The 19,092-nt window shown below is 48.5% G+C and carries 15 protein-coding genes; 13 read left to right on the top strand and 2 right to left on the bottom strand.

The window, feature by feature from the left end; genetic code table 11:
* The first annotated feature begins 177 nt into the window (after positions 1–177).
* The 7 genes from MKY73_RS27845 to nagZ are packed head-to-tail and all read left to right on the top strand — an operon-like array spanning position 178 to position 8,222.
* Entirely contained in the window at positions 178–1,530 is a 1,353-nt protein-coding gene (locus MKY73_RS27845; protein WP_339304663.1) for an extracellular solute-binding protein, read from the top strand.
* A gap of 55 nt (positions 1,531–1,585) precedes the next feature.
* Positions 1,586–2,509, top strand: a complete 924-nt coding sequence (locus MKY73_RS27840) for a sugar ABC transporter permease (RefSeq protein WP_339304661.1) — start codon at positions 1,586–1,588, stop codon at positions 2,507–2,509.
* A 43-nt stretch (positions 2,510–2,552) separates the two neighbouring features.
* Positions 2,553–3,386 (top strand): carbohydrate ABC transporter permease, encoded by an 834-nt coding sequence (locus MKY73_RS27835; RefSeq protein WP_105601619.1) that lies wholly within the window; start codon positions 2,553–2,555, stop codon positions 3,384–3,386.
* A gap of 51 nt (positions 3,387–3,437) precedes the next feature.
* A complete protein-coding gene (gene ugpC, locus MKY73_RS27830) occupies positions 3,438–4,547 on the top strand; it encodes a sn-glycerol-3-phosphate ABC transporter ATP-binding protein UgpC (protein ID WP_339304659.1) in 1,110 nt (369 codons plus the stop codon).
* A 48-nt stretch (positions 4,548–4,595) separates the two neighbouring features.
* Positions 4,596–5,306, top strand: coding sequence for a hypothetical protein (locus MKY73_RS27825; RefSeq protein ID WP_339304657.1), 711 nt, complete (start codon positions 4,596–4,598; stop codon positions 5,304–5,306).
* Positions 5,306–6,502, top strand: a complete 1,197-nt coding sequence (locus MKY73_RS27820) for a DUF1343 domain-containing protein (RefSeq protein ID WP_339304656.1) — start codon at positions 5,306–5,308, stop codon at positions 6,500–6,502. The genes MKY73_RS27825 and MKY73_RS27820 overlap by 1 nt, the downstream gene beginning before the upstream one ends.
* Positions 6,503–6,533: 31 nt before the next feature.
* Complete coding sequence (gene nagZ, locus MKY73_RS27815; RefSeq protein WP_339304655.1) at positions 6,534–8,222, top strand: beta-N-acetylhexosaminidase; 1,689 nt, start codon at positions 6,534–6,536, stop codon at positions 8,220–8,222.
* Between the two features lie 199 nt (positions 8,223–8,421).
* Here nagZ and MKY73_RS27810 read toward each other — a convergent pair whose 3' ends face one another.
* Positions 8,422–9,855, bottom strand: a complete 1,434-nt coding sequence (locus tag MKY73_RS27810; RefSeq protein ID WP_339304652.1) for a serine hydrolase — start codon at positions 9,853–9,855, stop codon at positions 8,422–8,424.
* A 233-nt stretch (positions 9,856–10,088) separates the two neighbouring features.
* Between MKY73_RS27810 and MKY73_RS27805 the strand changes: the two genes are divergently transcribed.
* Together MKY73_RS27805 and MKY73_RS27800 are read left to right on the top strand one after the other, a co-directional pair.
* On the top strand, positions 10,089–12,062 hold the full coding sequence (locus MKY73_RS27805; RefSeq protein ID WP_339304650.1) for a methyl-accepting chemotaxis protein: 1,974 nt from the start codon (positions 10,089–10,091) through the stop codon (positions 12,060–12,062).
* Between the two features lie 268 nt (positions 12,063–12,330).
* The gene (locus MKY73_RS27800; RefSeq protein WP_339304648.1) at positions 12,331–13,527 is read left to right on the top strand and encodes a DUF2087 domain-containing protein; all 1,197 of its coding nucleotides are present in this window, start codon (positions 12,331–12,333) and stop codon (positions 13,525–13,527) included.
* A 134-nt stretch (positions 13,528–13,661) separates the two neighbouring features.
* On the opposite strand, the gene MKY73_RS27795 is transcribed toward MKY73_RS27800, so the two are convergent.
* Positions 13,662–15,662, bottom strand: a complete 2,001-nt coding sequence (locus MKY73_RS27795; RefSeq protein ID WP_339304646.1) for a methyl-accepting chemotaxis protein — start codon at positions 15,660–15,662, stop codon at positions 13,662–13,664.
* Between the two features lie 446 nt (positions 15,663–16,108).
* Here MKY73_RS27795 and MKY73_RS27790 point away from each other — a divergent pair, with 446 nt between their 5' ends.
* The 4 genes from MKY73_RS27790 (at position 16,109) to MKY73_RS27775 (ending at position 19,005) form a co-directional block, all read left to right on the top strand.
* On the top strand, positions 16,109–16,813 hold the full coding sequence (locus MKY73_RS27790) for an AzlC family ABC transporter permease (protein ID WP_339308782.1): 705 nt from the start codon (positions 16,109–16,111) through the stop codon (positions 16,811–16,813).
* On the top strand, positions 16,804–17,133 hold the full coding sequence (locus MKY73_RS27785) for an AzlD domain-containing protein (protein ID WP_062837141.1): 330 nt from the start codon (positions 16,804–16,806) through the stop codon (positions 17,131–17,133). Before MKY73_RS27790 ends, MKY73_RS27785 begins: the two co-directional genes overlap by 10 nt.
* A 110-nt stretch (positions 17,134–17,243) precedes the next feature.
* Positions 17,244–18,047, top strand: coding sequence for an NAD(P)-dependent oxidoreductase (locus tag MKY73_RS27780; RefSeq protein WP_339308781.1), 804 nt, complete (start codon positions 17,244–17,246; stop codon positions 18,045–18,047).
* 301 nt (positions 18,048–18,348) lie between these two features.
* Positions 18,349–19,005 carry an SGNH/GDSL hydrolase family protein gene (locus MKY73_RS27775; RefSeq protein WP_339304644.1) on the top strand — a complete coding sequence of 219 codons (657 nt, stop codon included), beginning with the start codon at positions 18,349–18,351 and terminating at the stop codon, positions 19,003–19,005.
* The last annotated feature ends 87 nt before the right edge of the window (positions 19,006–19,092 follow it).

Genomic DNA, 19,092 nt, shown 5'->3' with positions numbered 1-19,092 from the left:
ATTGCATTTAAGAGATTAATCCTGCGTACGTTCAGGTCTAATCCATAAGGGAGGTGCATTTTCCTTACTGCCACGCTCAATAGTCTGTTAAGTCGTTTAAGGATGTATGATTTCAAAAGGGGTAGCATGGTTAGGCAATGCAATTATCGGGAGACGACACGCGAAGGAGATGAAGGGATGAAAAAGAAGGGTCTAGTGTGGGCAATGTTGTTGATGATGGTCATGGTTACTGCCTGTGGGAATAGCGGGGGCGCTGCTTCAGATGATCCCAATGCAGAAGATACGGTGACCGTATGGACGTATCCTGTACATGGCACATATGAAGATGAACTGAAGGATCTAATCTCTGATTTCAATAAAGAACACCCGAACATTACCGTGAAGACGGAAATGCTCTCCTGGGCGGAAGGCCCCAAAAAATTCGATGTCGCTCTGAATGCTGGGAACCCGCCGGATCTGTATTTCCACAGTGTAGATGGTACGTATGTGAATACAGGATTGGCACTTGAGCTGGACAGCTACCTGACACCTGAGATCAAGGATGACTATCTGCCAGGAACGCTTGAGTTAGGCCAGATTCAGGGGAAACAATATGGACTGCCTTTATATCAATTCCAATGGGCTTGGGGTGGTAACAAACGGATCCTGGAGGAAGCGGGCATTGACTGGAAATCGATTCAGCAAAATGGCTGGACCTGGTCCGAATTCAACGATGCCGCAGCCAAATTGACCAAAACGCTCGATGGCGGAGCTAAGCAGTATGCGTTGGTTACGGAGGGTACTTCGCTCGATTTCATTGAATTGTTATCCAGGAACAACGGCATGATCGATGTTCTTGATAAAGACGGCACGTTCCAGTGGAATGATGATCGCATTCTGGATACTCTCTCTTTTATCAAAAATCTGATGGATCAAGGGTATATGCCGAAGGAAACAGCGGCTCTCGCTCCAGCGAAACGGACGGATATGTTCTACGCAGGGGAAACGGCGATCATCTCCAAAGCCATTCCTTATTATGATGTGATGATTCAGAACCGCAATAAGGATATTGATGATGGCAAGGTACAGGGTGAGAAGATTGATTTTGTCCTTTTGCCTGTACCGCATAACGATGATCAACCTGCGGCAACAACGATGGGCGGCGAAGGGTATGTAGCCTTCAAACAGAAGAAGGACAAAGGCGAGCAGCATGCCAAAAATACGTTCCTGGTGATGGAAGCGCTCAGTGGTGCCAAAGCAGGGAACTCTGCCAATGAATTGGCTCTCCCATTCGTAAGACAGTCCCAGGTGGAACTGTTTAAAGGAAAAGAACTTGGTCAAGCCGATAATCTGGCTGCTGCGAAAGTCATGGCAGAGGATATTGCGATGCCGGTTGTACTGGAACTGGATATCGACAAAGCATCACAGCAAAAACAATTCAAGGAACAAGTAGTGAAGCCTAACATTCAGGCGCTGTTCTCGGGTGAGAAAACACCTGAGCAGATCGCAGAAGACTTCAAGAACAAAGGCCAGCAGATGTTCGGACAATAACGTGGACAATCAAACATAATGTATAACCACACTGATTAGGAGAGGAGGATTCGCCATGCAGACCGCCCTTGCGCCAAAACCGTCTGCGCCCCGGACTTCCCGGGCTGCCCGGTTTTGGCGAGATTACGGGTGGGCGTATTTGTTCATTTTGGCGCCTGTCCTGCTGTTTCTCATTTTCACACTGTATCCCGTACTAACAGCTCTCGTGATGAGCTTCCAGAAATACAACATTATGAATTCGACGTGGGTTGGATTGGATAACTACGAGCGACTGGTGAAGGATGAGACGTTCTGGAAGTCGATCAAAAATACGGTGATCTTCACTGTAGGCACAGTCCCGGTCAATATTCTCATTACATTTGTACTGTCCTATTTCATCTATCAGATGAAGAGTAAATGGCAGACTTTTTTCAAAGCTACGATGTATCTGCCTGCGGTAGCCTCCGGGGTAACGATCTCCATTGTATGGCTGGCGATCTTTGATCCAACCGATTCGGGACTGCTGAACCGCTTCCTCGGCCTGTTCGGCCTTGACCCGGTGATCTGGCTGGGCCAGTCGGGAACGGCACTCTTTTCCCTCATTCTCATGAACTGGCTCGGATCGCACGGGGCGGGCATTATTCTGTATCTGGCAGCCATGGGCGGTATTCCGAAATCGATGTACGAAGCGGCGGATATTGATCATGCCAGCGGCTGGACCCAGTTCAGCAAGATTACATGGCCGCTACTCAAACCAACAACGCTGTATCTGCTCGTGACAGGTGTGATCACGTCTTTCCAGGTGTTTATCTCGGTATATCTGATGACACAGGGTGGACCAAACTTTGCGACAACAACGATCGCTTATCTGATCTACGAGACGGCATTCAAGTTCTATGAATTCGGATTAGCTTCGGCACAGTCGTTCGTATTGGCGATTATCATCATAGTCATTTCCGTCATTCAGTTTAAATATTTCTCCAGTGATATTGAGTATTAGAGGTAGGCACGTTGCATTAAGCATCCGGGGGTGAATGAAATCCATGAAATCAACACAGAAAAAGACACTGCTCGTTGTTGCATCCATTCTGCTGGTGGTCTGGGCGCTGGTGACGGTCATTCCGATGTACTGGATGCTCGTCGGTTCGGTGCAGGATAGCGCGATGTCGGCGTCGTTTAAACCACAGATGATCCCGGAGCAGTTGTCGTTATCGCCATATGAGCGCTTTTTTGCCAAAACCGATGCCTGGCGCTGGCTGTACAATTCGCTGCTCATCTCGATCATACTGACCGTAACTAATGTATTCTTCGCCTCCCTGGCGGGATATGCATTTGCCAAACTGAAGTTTCCGGGTAGTCAGGCGGTATTCTGGACCCTTCTGGGGACCATGATGATTCCAGCACAGGTGACGTTAATTCCTTTGTACATTCTGATGGTCAATGTGTTTGATCTGGGGGATACGTATACAGCCATTATTCTGCCTGCTGCCGTCAGTGTAGGGAACATATTCCTAATGAAACAGTTCATGTCCACGCTGCCCACATCACTGATTCATGCGGCACGTATTGATGCCTGCAGCGAGTTCGGCATCTTCTGGAAAGTGATCCTGCCGATGGCGAAGCCGGGAATTGCGGTGCTGGCGATTTTCACGTTTGTCGCTTCGTGGAACGAATTCTTCTGGCCGTTCCTGATTACCAATTCGAACGAGATGCGTACGATTCAAGTGGGACTGGCCTCGTTCGTGTTTGCCGAATCAACCGATTTCGGCGCGATGATGGCGGGGGCAACAATAGGTGCGCTGCCCATGATCATTCTGTTTTTCTCACTGCAACGTTACTTCCTGCAGGGCATTACGATCGGTGCGGTTAAAGGTTAAGTTGAACTTATATAGTTCAGGACAAGCGACAACGTAAAGGGGGATCTACCTATGGCACGCGTGGAGTTTCGCCAAGTGCGCAAAGAATTCAAAGACGATCATAAAGGAACGTTCACGGCTGTGGCCGGCTCGGACTTTGTTATAGAAGATAAGGAATTCGTGGTGTTTGTGGGTCCTTCGGGCTGTGGTAAAACAACGTCACTGCGAATGATTGCCGGACTTGAGAAGCAAACGAGCGGTGATATTGTGATCGGTGACCGGCTCGTTAACGATCTGCATCCGAAGGATCGGGATATCGCGATGGTGTTTCAGGACTATGCACTCTATCCGCATATGACCATCCGTGAAAATCTATCCTTTGGCCTGAAAAATCTGAAAAAGCCAAAGTCCTATATTGATGAACAGGTGCAGAACGCGGCCTCCATTCTGGGACTGGAAGCGATGCTGGAGCGCAAACCGCGCGAGCTGTCTGGTGGTCAGCGCCAGCGTGTGGCAGTGGGACGTGCGATCGTCCGTGATCCACAGGTGTTTTTATTCGACGAGCCACTGTCCAATCTGGATGCCAAGTTGCGGGTGCAGATGCGGGTGGAGTTGGGAGAGCTGCATAAACGTCTTGGTGCGACGATTGTGTATGTGACGCATGATCAGGTGGAGGCCATGACACTTGGAGAACGCATCGTGGTTATGAATCATGGTGATATTCAGCAGGTGGCTTCACCGAAAGAGCTGTATGCGAGTCCGCGGAACATGTTCGTTGCCGGATTTATTGGCTCCCCAGCGATGAACTTCATTGATGCGCGGGTTGAAGGCACGCAGGTTGTTATTGAGGGAGCATCATTCACTTTGCCAGCGGATGTACTTGCTCGTCTTCAGAGTTATCAAGGCAAACCGGTGATTATGGGTCTGCGCCCAGAGCATATTTTTGGTGAGGATGTCGCTCCGAATATCCCGACAGACCATATGCTGCAGGCGCGGGTTCAGGTTGTAGAGCATCTGGGCTCCGAGAATTTGGTGTATTTCCATTCCGGTACCCGTACGGTTACGGCCAAGGTACACCCGGAAACACATGCTTATGTAGGAATGGACAAAAATTTTGTGCTGGACTTGCGTAAGGCACACTTTTTTGATCCAGAGACAGAGCTTGCGATTGGACGGGAGTAATAGACCGGGCCGGGTGAAGAGGAACGGTAAGAAAGGGGAGAACAAAGAATGCGTAAGCTGAGTGAAGTGTTGGTCAAGTCGGGCGCAGAAATCTATCGGGACATTATTTCAGTGGCTCTGTACAGTGTCGTTAGCTCCATCGTATTGGTTCCCATTCTGATGTTTGCTCCGCTGCCGATTGCGGTGCTGCTTCTGGCCTTGATATATATGCCCCTCCTGTTCGGGGGCTGTTATGCCATGCATCACAGACTGGAACGCAAGGAACGCCGCAATGGGCTTAAGGATATCTGGCTCGGAACGGTGAAGGGAATAATCCCGGGAGGATCAGTGGGTGTGCTTTTCGCAGTGCTTGGTTTCATTCTATGGTCAACCTGGTGGTATTACGGTGGACAGGGTGGGATTACAGGTACAGCGGTAGGCGTATTCCAGACGTTCTTTGTTCTCATGGCTGTGATGTCACAGTTCTATACCTGGCAGCTTGTTTTACAAAAAAACATGGGCATCCTTCAGGCGATGGGGGAAAGTGTAAAGCTGTTCTTCCGTCACCCGGGGTACACGATGAGTGCCTGTTTTCAGGCCATGTGCCTGACTGCTTTGCTGATGCTGACTGTTGTTGGTTTCGGAGCGCTGTTTGGAGGTATGTTTGCTATCTATCAGCATAAGGTGGCTCTCAATGTGCTGGAGCCTGAAGAGGAACCTGTCGTAACAGGCGGTAATGATCACCAGCATACAGGGTGGATCAGCCAGGGGAATGTGTAATGAGCCAGATGAATGGAACCGGGCAGATGCCGGCTGTACAAACGGGAGTTGACCTTCTGTCGAGAGGGTTATCGCATCCATGGTTAACAGGTGCTCGAATCGGTCTAATTACGAATCCGACGGGAATTACAGCGGATTTTGTCTCGACCATAGATGTGTGCGCGGGACTGGCTAATGCCGAGCTTACAGCGCTCTATGCCTGTGAGCACGGACTGGATGGAGAACTTCAGGCGGGTGTCAGATTCGAAGACATGCATCATCCACGTCTGGACATTCCGGTGTTCAGTCTGTATGGGGATCACAAGAGGCCTACGCCTGCAATGCTGGCAGGAGTTGATACGGTCCTGTTTGACATTCAGGATGTGGGCGTTCGTTATTACACGTATGCCTCAACCTTGCTCCATATGATGGAAGCCTGCGCTCGATCAGGCAAACGAATGCTGATTCTGGACCGTCCCAATCCATTGGGAGGGGATGTCGTGGAGGGCGGTGTGCTGAACGCTGGGTATGAATCACTCGTGGGTGCCTGGCGTGTACCTGTACGTACCGGATTGACGGTAGGTGAACTCGCCCTGATGGTAAACAGCGAGATGGATGTACCATGCGAATTGGACGTGGTTGCCATGAAAGGGTGGCGGCGTTCCATGAGGTTTACGGATTGTGGGCTTCCCTGGATGCTGCCCTCTCCCAACATGCCCACGCTGGATAGTGTGCAGCTATATGCGGGTACATGTCTGTTCGAAGGCACGAATGTATCGGAGGGCAGGGGCACGACCCGCCCATTCGAGTGGATTGGGGCACCCTGGATTGAGGGGGATCGTTTGGCGGAACGATTTCGGGAATACAAGCTGGAAGGTGTGCATGTGCATCCAGTGTACATGTCGCCAACATTCTCCAAACATGCAGGTGAACTGTGTGGTGGCGTAAGGATCTTTGTAACGGACAGCAGGAAATTCCGGGCGGTAGAGACGGGGCTAGTGCTTTTGCATGAACTGGTGTCACTCTATCCGGAGCAATTCTGCTGGCTGGAGCCGCCTGAGCCGGGTTCGAGGTACTTTATCGACCTGCTGGCAGGGGGGAAGGCCGTCAGGGAGACCATTCATGACCGTACGGAATTCGTTTGTTTAATGGAAGCGTGGAAGGTACAGGCAGCAGAATGGAAGGAGCGGCGAAAGCCGTTTTTGTTATATCCATAAACGGATGTTGGTTATCGGAGGGAGGCATGAAATGATTGGGCAAAAAAAGTTATACCAGTCTCGTCTGAAACAGATGACCTTGCGTGAGAAAGTCGGGCAAATGCTGCTTTGTGGCTTTCATGGCACTGAAGCAGCTGGCGATGTGGAAACCTTTCTTCGAAAGTATCCAATCGGTGGCGTGATCTATTTTGCGCGCAACGTAGAGTCGCCAGAGCAGGTAGAACGGTTATCTTCGGGGATACAAAAGATTGCCAAAAGCAGCGGACATGTGCCGCTATGGATATCCATTGATCAGGAAGGTGGCATGGTAGCTCGAATTACTGAAGGAATCGCTCTGATGCCTGGACAAATGGCCATCGCCGCTGCCGGTTCCATCGACGATGCGTATCAGGCGGCATATATCAGTGGGGTGGAGCTGAAGTCCATGGGCATTAACATGAATTTTGCTCCGGTACTGGATGTGAACAATAACGCGGCCAATCCGGTCATCGGTGTACGATCATTCGGCGAATCTCCACAATCTGTTGCAGAATATGGGGCCAGAACGATTGCGGGAATACAGGACGCCGGGATTGCAGCGACAGCCAAGCATTTCCCGGGACATGGGGATACGGATACCGATTCTCATCTGGATCTCCCGATCATTACTCATGATCGGGAACGGGTAGAGCGCCTGGAGTTGATTCCATTCCGCGCCGCCATCGCCGAAGGTGTCGATGCCATGATGTCAGCGCATATTTATTTCCCTGCACTGGAGCCAGAAGGTCTGCCCGTAACGCTATCGCATACCGTATTAAGCGGTCTGCTTCGCCAGCAACTGGGTTATCAGGGCATGATTGTGACAGATTGCATGGAGATGGATGCCATTGCGGTGAACTATGGCACGGTCGATGCGGCTGTGATGGCGGTAGAGGCCGGAGCGGATCTGGTATTAATTAGCCATACGGCCAAACTTCAGGCAGAGGCATTTGAAGCGTTGCTAGCAGCTGTGGAGAGCGGACGGATTAGCGAAAGTCGTGTAGATGAATCAGTGACCCGCTTACTGATGTACAAGACGAAACATGGGTTGCTGGAGAATGAATTGCACGGTGCAGGCGATGAGGAAGTGATTAGTACATTCTCAAATATGTCCTCCCCGGATTCATCAAAGGATCTTTCACATTCCAGCGGGTCTGAGCGCAACAGTTTATTACACCAAGAGGTTGCCCGCCGAATTAGCGAGAACAGTATTACACTGGTACGCGATCAGCTGAATATGCTGCCTTTGAAGCGGGAACGCACGCTGGTCATAACGGTTGCCACGTCCGTGACGACGATTGCAGACGAACAGCTGAGTCAGACGTTCACCTTGGGCTCAGCTTTATCCAAGTATGGTTTGGATGTTGTTGATCGGGTGGTTACGCCCGAGGAAGTTGCCATTCGTTCCGCACGTCTGCTTCAAGCTGCGGAAGAGGATGGGGTTCGACAGATTGTGGTAGGTACCTACAATGCGGGAAGTCCTTCCGGTGATCCACAGTGTCGACTGATCGGCTGGTTGCAGCAACTGGGCAAGCCATTGGCAGTGGTGGCATTGCGAAGTCCCTATGATCTGCTCGCGATTCCGGGTGCACAAGTCTATGTAGCGGCTTACGAGAGCCGGCCACTTGCCATGGATAGCGTTGCTCAGGCGCTGATGGGACACATTCCTTTTGCGGGGAAGCTTCCTGTGACGATAAAGTAGACGGATGTTGAACGAACGAACGGATGGATGGTTGCCTGGCAATGATGAGAATACGAGTTGCTCTGCCTTTTGCAGGATGGGAAATAGATTGTTTGAGTGAAGTGGAAGTATGAGTCGTAAAAATAAAAACATATACAGCGCAAAGAGACGATCCTTAATAGGACCGTCTTTTTGTTATGTGTATACCAATAATTATACATTATTGCAATTGCAGTGCTTTGGTTGTCTTGGCTTCAACTTCATCCAAAAGTGAAGTCATGTCCATACCTGCGTGGTTACCGAGCAGGATAATCGTGATATCATCGGACAGATTACGTGAAAAGGCTGTAGCAAACCCGCCGCCACTACCGTTGTGGAAAACGGTACGGTTGTTGCCGTTCTCTTTGAGAATCCAGGCGTAACCATAGTTTTTATCGGAGTATGGCTCATACATCTGTTCAATCGTATCCTGGCTTAGAATCTTGTCCGCATACAGTGCACGGTCCCATTTCAGCATATCGTCTACTGTTGAATAGATGGTGCCCGATCCGGATTGAGAAACATAATAAGGAGCAGTTACCCAGGCGTTATCTTGTTGAACAAAACCACTAATCGTATGCACTTTACGGGAAGCCTCTCCCGAATTTTTCATGCCAAGTGGCTTCAGTATCGTCTGTTGTACATAATCGGCATAACTCATGCCGGATACCTGTTCTACGACGTATGCAAGCAGAACATACCCGCTGTTGCTGTATAGATAGGCACTCCCTGGTTCAAACTTCAGCGTTTTGTGGCGAATCTCTTCTACAGTCTCTTCCATGGAAGTTCCTTCACTCCGACCAAATGCGGATGGCAGACCTGAAGTCTGGGATAACAGCATATGCAGTGTGATCTGATCTCCCTTAGGAATGCCTGAGATATACTTGGAGATTGGATCTTGCACATTAATCTTACCTTCCTCCACGAGACTCAAAATGGACGCGGCCGTGAAGGATTTGCTCAGCGATGCGATTCGGGTCTTCTGATCCGGACGATTCAGCGTCTGTTCATCGGCAAGGCCGTAGCCTTGTCTTAACAGGACTTCACCATCGCGGGCAATCAGCGCCATACCTGGATAGTTGATCTCGCGCAGATACGTATCTACGCTGGCAACTTCACTGTTCAGCAGGCTGACTTGATCCGTGACCATATTCACATTCATCTGACCCGTGGCTGTTCGTTGGACCTTAATGTCTGCCTTGATTGCATTGGCCATGGCCCGGACAGGCACCATCAACGTACCGTTAATGGTACGTGAATTCACACCTGTAGCAAGATTAACCTGATTTACCCTAATGGAATTACTGCCAGCCTGATGCACCAGCTTGTCTCTGCCAACGGTAATGGTAGCTGTCTTGGTGTGATTATCCCATTTCAAGGTGCCTTTAACGGATGTGACGACATCCCGCAATGGAACAAAAGTTGAGCCTTTGATGATAAGTGGTGCGTTCTTCCAGGATTGCTGCTCACCATTCACTTCAATGTGAACTGCTTGCGTTGTCTGAGCTGCGGCTGCCGTGATACCGGCTTGTCCCAGAATCGGGCCTGCGCACAGGATGAACGCTAACAGGATACGAAACATGGATGAATATACCGTGGAAACAGGTTGTTGCATGTGTGACTTACGTAAGATGTGAATCCTCCCCTTCCAATCGTTTCATGAATAGACAACTTATGAGCATTGTAAACGATCTCGCCTGGAGGGTCAAAACGATTAACGGATATAATTCATATCATCTGATCAGATGATTTAGATTAAATTTGTACCAATTTAGTATATATACATAATATTTTTACAGCGATTGTCCGATAAAAGGATGGGTGAAGATTATGATGGGGGATAGTTAGATGAAGAAAAGGATTCGAAACTGGTTTACTTTAACCGTAAAAAAACGCCTGGTCGCTGCATTACTCCTGTTCCTGATTGTACCGAGCATTACCGTTGGTTGGTTGTCTTATCAAAAAGCTGCTGACCAGGTTAGGATGGAAATTATTCGTTCCGCACAGGCCAAAACAGAAATGCTTAGTCTGCAGATAAATCAAATGCTGGATATGGAGAAGGATAACGCAGCGCAGATGGCGGCGGGTATGACTTCAAACGATATTATTAACAAATCCCCTGCGCTGCAAAGGCAGATGGATCGGATGTCTCAGAATCATAAGGAATTGGGTGTACTCACCGCAGGTGCGGAAGATGGCAGCTGGATGAAATCCCCACAATCCGAGGAACAGAATTATGATCCTCGTGAACGTTCATGGTATAAGATGGGCATGTCTCAGGATGGACCTGTAATTTCAGATACATTCCAATCGGCTTCGACGGGGGAATGGGTTGTGACCGCGGCGGTCAAGCTGGCCGATGGCAAAGGGGTATTCGGGGCCAATGTCAGTCTCAATCATCTGAAAGAATCCGTTGATCAGATTCGCATCGGTAAAGAGGGAAAACTGTATATGCTGGATAACGGGGGTAAATTCCTGTTCCACTACAATATCGAATCCGGTACACAGTCTAATGAACCTTACATCAATGAGATGTATACGAAAGAACGCGGAACCGTGAAGTATACATATGAGGGTCAAGAAGTGGAAGCAGTGTATTTCACCAATCCGGTGACAGGTTGGAAAATTGTTGGCGAGATGGTTCCTTCGGAAGCAACGGAAGCCGTTATGCCTATACTAATCCGGTCAATTACAATCGTGGCATCTGCAATGGTTATTGGGTTGATTCTGCTTGTGTTCATTATTCGCAGCATTCATCGGCCATTACTACAGCTAACACAGGCAGCATCGCAAGTAAGTGCAGGTGACCTAACCGTTCGTGTAGGCTTGCAGCGCAAGGATGAGTTCGGACAGCTTGGAGAGAGCTTCGATATGATGACGACTTCATTACGCAGTGTGCTTGGAGAGGTGCATGATACTTCAAGCCAGCTGGCAGCATCTTCGGAAGAGCTGATGGCAAGTTCCGAGCAGACATCCAAAGCTACAGAACAGGTGGCTGAATTGATGCAGGATGCAGCTGCAGGAACAACTTTGCAGAACAATAGTCTCGCTGCTACAGGTCAACTTGTGGGTGAGATGTCCATTGGAGTCAAAGAGATCTCATCCAGTGCTGAGGACACCGCTCGTATTGCTCTTGATGCTTCCACCAAGTCGGAAGCGGGTATGGTTACCGTGGAAGAAGCGGTTACCCATATTCAGCAGGTGAATGACGAGAGCAAGGCCATGTCTGTGGTCATTGAGGATCTGCGCGCGAAAAATGAAGAGATTCTTGTGATTGTGGCTGAGATTACGGCCATTGCCAAACAAACGAACATCCTCGCATTGAATGCGTCCATTGAAGCTTCAAGAGCTGGCGAGCAAGGACGAGGATTCGCTGTTGTAGCCAACGAAGTGAAAACATTGGCTCACAGTTCAGGCGCTTCAGCAGAGCGCATTAATGAGCTTATGCACGAGATGCAGGAGAAAACCAATGCAGTGCAATCGACCTTTGCCCGTACGGGAGAAGGTATGGTGAAGAGTTCGCAGATGGTTACCGAAGCGGGCGAAGCATTCCAGAACATTCGTACTGCGGTTCAGTTGGTGGCTGCACAAGCTGGGGAAGTATCCGCCGCTTCCCGTCAGATTGATGGCGGCATGAGTCATATCAACAAGGCGGTAAGTGATACAATGGTTCTGTCAGACAGAATTGCCTCTGGAACGGAAGATGGATCGGCGGCAGCTCAAGAGCAACTGGCCACCATGGAAGAGGTTGCAGCATCTTCGGCAGCATTGTCACGTATGGCTGAAGATCTGCAAAGCATGATTGAACGGTTTAAGTTGTAATTGTGATTGAAGTGAGCCGATGATGAGGATACATGTTTAGGGAAGGTGCTGAAATGCCCTTTCTGCGATGAGACTGCAGGGTTACGACCCTGCGGTCTTTTTTTGTTAAACAAGGGGTGACCGTGATGTCCTTAAACACAGCTTTCTTTTCAGTTAAGTTGACATGTTACAAACAAAATAATAATATGTCTATAAATAGACAAACATTAATATATTAAGTTAAATTTTATTCGGTTAAAATGACCATAACAATAAGAGGAGTTTTACCATGAAATCATCGGAAACCTGGTTGCAAACCGCTTCATTGGAAGAGATCAAGCGTGGTTATCTGGAGGAAGGTCCCGTCTATGTATGCGTCTGCTGTGGATACAGGACGGAAGCGGGGATTATCTACCCTGAAGAAGGGGTGCTCTATGAGGCAGCCCGTTATATGCGTGTGCATATCGAGAAGGTTCATGGGTCGGTATTTGAGTATTTGCTGGAGCTGGATAAAAGCGTAACCGGATTGTCTGATGTCCAGCGTGGTTTGCTGGCTCAGTTTTATGAAGGGAAGAAGGATGCTGAAGTACAGAAGGCCCTGGGTATTGGGAGTGCTTCCACGATCCGGAATCATCGGTTTGTATTGAAGGAGAAGGAGCGGCAGGCCAAGATATTCCTGGCATTAATGGAACTTCTCAAGAGTAAGGATACCCAGGCTCCAGCCGAATGGGTGTCACCGGTGACAAGACATGAGCATACGATCCATCCTGGCTCATTTGATATTACAGAACAGGATCGGCAGAAGGTGCTGAATAAATATTTTCCGGAGGGTACTGGCGGTCCACTGACGACGTTTCATATGCAGCAAAAGCATAAATATATCGTGCTCACCGAGATAGCCAAACGATTCGATCCAGAGCGCCAATATTCCGAAAAACAGGTCAATGAGCTGCTGAAGGAAGTTCATGATGATTACGTGGAAATACGGAGGTATCTCATCGACTATGGTTTGCTCAAACGTGAGTCAGACGGCAGTCAGTATTGGATGGGAAGCCGCGCAGATGAACAGAGTGCCGGAGATGGAAAACAGGAACGCAAAGAAAAGGGGGAGCAGGAGAAGATGAATCGTCGCAAAGAATTGCAGGAACAGGCGAAGGAAGTCAAAACGGAAGCAGGTGTCTACCAGATTCGGAATGAACGTAACAACAAAGTCTATATCGACAGCACGCTTAACTTGAAAACCATTAACGGACAACGGTTTATGCTACAGATGGGTAGCCATCTGAATCGGAGGTTGCAGGCTGAATGGAATGAATATGGAGAAAATGCGTTTGTGATCGAAGTCTTGGAGACATTGAAGCCAGATGATAACCCATATTACGATCCCAAAGATGCACTCGCCAAATGTCTGAACCGTTGGTTTGAACAGTTAGAGCCGTATGGAGATCAAGGGTACCACGGAGATAAAAAGCCATCTGCTGAATAAGCGGGACATTTTCCTCTCTAAAATGCCTGACCTTATAACACCGAAAGCCCCTTTGCCATCATATTGGCAAAGGGGCTTTCGGTGTTACAGACTACCTATTATATAAGTTGAACTAATCTTTTACACGATAACGATTACAGCTTGAATTGTTCCACCAGCTTCTGAAGCTTATGAGCCAGATGGGCAAGGGAATCAGCAGAGGAAGAAATCTCCTGCATGGAGGCCACCTGCTCCTCCGTAGCAGCGGAGATGTTCTCTGTTCCATCGGCATTGGTTTCCGATATCGCGTGGATCTGATCAATGGATTGCACCACTTCTGCCGTACTTGCAGACATCTGCTGTGAGGCAGCTGCAATGTTCTCAAGCTGATGATTGACGACCCCGACGGCCTGACTGATCTGGGCAAAAGCTTCATCTGCAAACTGAACGGCACGAATACCGTTGCTAACATCCTGTTGCCCGATCTGTACATTGTGATTAGCCATTGCAATCTCCTGTTGAATCGCTCCGACCATCTCTACGATCTTCTGACCGGACAGGCTGGATTGTTCCGCGAGCTTGCGGACTTCGCTGGCAACAACGGAGAAGCCACGTCCATGCTCACCTGCACGAGCTGCTTCAATGGAAGCATTAAGCGCAAGCAAATTGGTCTGTGCAGCGATGTCTGTAATGACCGAAACCATCTCGCCAATAGATGTGGAATGCTGTTTAAGTCGTCCAGCAGTATCTGCCATACCTTGCACGAAGCGACTGACGGAATCCATCTCGGATACGGCCGTCTGAATGGTAGCATTTCCTTTATCCGCGAGTTCACTGGCTTGCATGGCAGCTTCGGATACTTGCTGTGTGCTGTTCGTTACCTGTCCCACACCTCCAGCAAGCTCATTCATCTGCTGTGCCGTATGCTTCAGGCTGCTGGTTTGTTTCTCAAGTCCAGCTGCAGATTCTTCCGTGATCAGGGCAACTTGCTCTGTGGCTTTGGTTGTCTCGGATGAATTGACTGCCAACTGTGTGGAAGAGGTGGTTAACTCGTCAGCCGTGTGTCGCACGTCCTGAATAACGGTTCGCAAGGATTCACTCATCTTATTGAAACTGGTGCTCAGCTTGCCGAATTCATCCTGTCCCAATACAGCAACCTCGATGGTCAGATTACCATTACTAATCTCGTCAGATGCCTTCACCAAGCGGTTCAGCGGTTTGGTGATAGATTGCACTATCCAGAAAATAATGATGGAGCTTACAGCGATCGCAATCGCAATAACGATAAGGGTGGTGTACAAGATAGGCCGGACAGATGCCGTTACTTCACCACTATCAATGACACCGACTACGGTCCAGCCTGTCGTTTCATTAGTGGAGAAAAAGGCGTGTTCCTGGTTTCCGTTTAGCGTATAAGTCAGACTTCCGTTCTTCTGTGCAAAAATATCTTTATAGGGTTCCATGGTTCCTTCGGTTCCCGGTTTTTCGGTAGGATGTACAATGATTTTGTTGGCATTATCAATGATATAAACATACCCCTTCTCACCGATCTTGGTGGAATTAACCGTCTGGGAGAGGGCCTCAAGCGAAAGACTTACAGAGACGACACCGTGTCCATCTGCCGAGGTCTGAGCTACCGAAGCAACAACATTGCCGGTATTGCTTGATATGTAGGGGGTGATTACGGTAGGGACATCTTTGTTCTGCGTAGCAGCCTGATACCACGGGCGTTCGCGCGGGTCGTATCCTTCTTTGTTCACCGCAGTTACAGGGGAGTTAATATACACGCCTTGATCCGTGCCGATGGAGGCAAGTTCCACGTCATCATGGGTTTCCTTATACGCGTCAAGCAAGGTACGTATGGTATCCGTCTCGTCACCTTGGTTCGGTCCAACATTGCCTGCATCCAGCTGACTTGCCAAGAAATCAACATTCTTACGTGTTGCGCCAATGATCTGATCAATGGTCTGGTTGAGCACAGTAACATTGCTAATTGCGTTCTCATACATTTTCTCTTCGACCTTGGCCTCGGCGGTTTGGAACGAGATAATGCCCAGACTGATTGTGGGAATGAGTAGAACAATGGCAAATGACAGAATCAGTTTCTCTCTCATCTGCAGCGTTCTTCTGGCCCTTTGTTTATTAATCTTCTTCATACACATTCCCCCTCTGTGTAACCCATCCCTATGTCTGGTGGACAAGTCAATCTGGTAAAAGATAGTTCATTCCATCCTTTCCAGATGTTTCTGGTGCTATCGTATGACAAAATTCGAGTTTGTTCAACATTATTTATGAGTTTTATGAAAATATTTTTCGGTTTTATAGGTATTTAGGATTACATCTGTTCTATAAAAAGAATCTGTCTCTCCGTTAGTGCACATCTTGTGGTATATTTCTAAATTAATGTGAATTGAAATTTTGCAAATTACGAAATCCACAAGGCATGTAACTGATCATGTTGAATACACAAAGAAGTTGCTTTCATGAAGAATGGACCTATATGGATCTACATCCATATATATCGGTTGATGGAGACAAAAATTGGAGAGGGGTTGTACCGCAGTTGGACCAAAGTACACTACAGATATCTGGACAGGAGAGCATGAAAGAGGTCCAGGATCATGCTACATTCATGCAGGGGGTCAAAGATTGTATCCCAACCTTGCTTGGTTATTTGAGCATAGGTTTTGCAGCGGGTGTCATTGAAATGACCGCAGGTCTGAGTCTGGCGGAAACGGCGCTGCTCAGCCTGATTCTATATGCAGGATCGGCCCAGTTCATTGCGGCGGGCATGCTCGCATCGAATGGGTCAGCAGTAGCTATCATATTCACCATATTTTTTGTGAATCTTCGTCATTTGCTGCTGAGCGCAGCTGTATCACCGTATTTTCGGCATCTGACCCCGCTTAAAAATATGTGGATCGGTTCATTGCTTACGGATGAGTCTTTCGGCGTGGCGATGACACGGGCGATTGGCAGGGAAAGGCTTAGCGAACGGTGGATGCACGGTCTGAATATTACCGCTTATCTGAATTGGTTCGTGGCTAATATGGCGGGAGCGTACTTTGGACGCTGGATCACCAATCCGGAACGACTGGGTCTGGATTATGCCCTGCCAGCGATGTTTATTGGACTGGTTGTACTCCAATTGGTGCATCGTAAAAACAAAAAAATACATATCAATGTGGCGATCATCGCTGTGGTCTGTGTAATCTTCGCCAGCATGGCTTCACTAGGCAGCATGAGTGTCATTGTGGCTGCGGTCATTGCGGCAACGATGGGAGTGTTCATGGAACGATGGAAGTAAGATGGGATGTATTCTGGATTATTATGGGGTCGGCGCTGTTAACATTTATCCCGCGTGTACTGCCACTGATGCTGTTCAGCAAGATACAGATTCCCATGTGGTTGTTGCGTTGGCTGGAGTATGTACCCGTTGCAGTCATGGCAGCATTGATTGGTCAGGAACTGTTCATGTCGGACAACCAGTTGGTGCCGATTACGCATAATGCAGCTCTGTGGGCTTCCCTGCCGACGATTGCAGTAGCAATCTGGACACGCAGTCTGCTTGGAACCGTACTGGTCGGTATTGTGGCTATGATGATCTTGCGATACTGGATCGGATAATAGCTTGTTTGTATTATTACATCCGGTAATTCCTTCGCCTGATCGGTTAATACTGTTCTATAAAGGATAGATAGCCTATCTGAGCGAAGGGAGCTGGATTCATGAGTAAACTGAAGCGCAAGCTGTTAATTACGGGAGCTGCCGGAGTCATTGGTCGCAGTCTGTTGGAGGGGCTGAGAGCCAAGGGTACGTATGATATCGTTGCAGCGGATCTGCGTGAGGATGAGGAAGCTGGCATTGTAGCCATGGATGTGACAGACGGGGAACGTCTGAAAGAACTGATGCAGGGGGTTCACACGGTTCTGCACATTGCATGGGCTAAGGATGAGGAAGATTTTCTGGGCAAAGTTCTGCCGATCAACGTAACCGGAGCCTACCATGTGTATGAAGCAGCACGGTTGAACGGTGTTCAGCGAGTGATCTTTGCAAGTTCCAATCATGCGACAGGATTCTATCCTACAGGTGAGGATATTGAAGTGGACGATCCGTACCGACCGGACAGCTTCTACGGACTTAGCAAATGTTATATTGAACTGCTGGGACGTTATTATGTCGACAAATATGATCTGTCCTCCTTCAATATTCGGATTGGAAACTTCTCTGGTGATACATACCCGCACTCGCAGCGCTCGGCTCATATTTGGATCTCACCAAGAGACATGGTTCAGCTTGCCGAGTGCTGTATTGAAGCGGATTCGGATATGAAGTATTTGAATCTGTATGGAACCTCGGCGAATACGGACAATTACTATGACATTGGCTACCTGGCGGAGAAGATTGGATACATTCCACAGGATGATGCAGCGGAGTTGTGGGAAGAAGCAAAACTTAGGGGCGTACCCGATAAACAGAATGAGACAGCCTTTCAGGGCGGAGGCCATGTGGAGAAAGAACCGGAACCGGAATCTTCATAGATGGGTATCTATATAAGATGAATTAATCATCTACACGATAACGGAGAGGGCAGAAAAAACCTGAAAAAGCGAAGCGTTCGCCTTTATCCTCGGAGTTTACCCTTCAGAAAAAGGGAATCAAAAAATCTGGGGATAACAGCGATTGGAAGGTTGTTCTGTCATCGTAGTGTCAGTGTAAATATAGTAGTTCAACTTATACAGTGATGAAAACGCTATTTTCTATTGTGACCGAAAGGGATAAAATGGAGACTGGGGTGTTCAGTGTTTCCATTTTGCACAAGAGGAAGGAACGATTTCAATCATGAGTACAAGTCCATCCGTTATATTGTTTCAGGGAGACTCGATTACAGATGGGGGAAGATCACGCAATGATGATCCAAATCATTTTCTCGGACACGGATATGCGTATCTGATCTCCAGCAAACTGGGTATGGAACTGGCGGGCAAACATAAGACCTTCTATAACAGAGGCATCAGTGGGGATCGGGCATCTGATCTGTACGCACGCTGGAATGAGGATACCATTAGTCTAGCACCGGACCTGATCAGCATCCTGATTGGGGTGAATGATGCTTGGCGCACAATGAATAGTGAACCTAGCGGAGTAACGGATCGTTTCGGACGGGCGTATCGCCATTTGCTCGAAGAAACACGGGAAGTGATGCCGAATACGGGGCTGGTTTTGATGGAACCGTTTATTCTGAATACCGGAGCGACCGCGGAGAAATGGGATGCCTGGGAAGCGTATATCGGTCAATATCAGAAACTGGCTCAAGGTCTTGCTGAAGAATTCGGAGCGGTGTGGGTGCCATTGCAGCAGACATTTAATGATGCTCTAAAACATGCGGATGCAGCGTACTGGTTATGGGATGGCGTCCATCCAACCGCGGCAGGTCATGAGCTGATTGCATGCCAATGGTTGTCTGTTGTACAGAATTCTCCGCTTGCAATTGTGTAACAAACAACGGACAGTTGCGATATGGACAGCAGCATTAAAGGGTTTCAGAATTCTTTGATGATATGATAGCTAAGAACATGAGATAGC

It is taken from the genome of Paenibacillus sp. FSL R5-0519, from assembly GCF_037974275.1.
Taxonomy (GTDB): domain Bacteria; phylum Bacillota; class Bacilli; order Paenibacillales; family Paenibacillaceae; genus Paenibacillus.
This window is presented reverse-complemented; position numbering and strand designations above follow the sequence as displayed.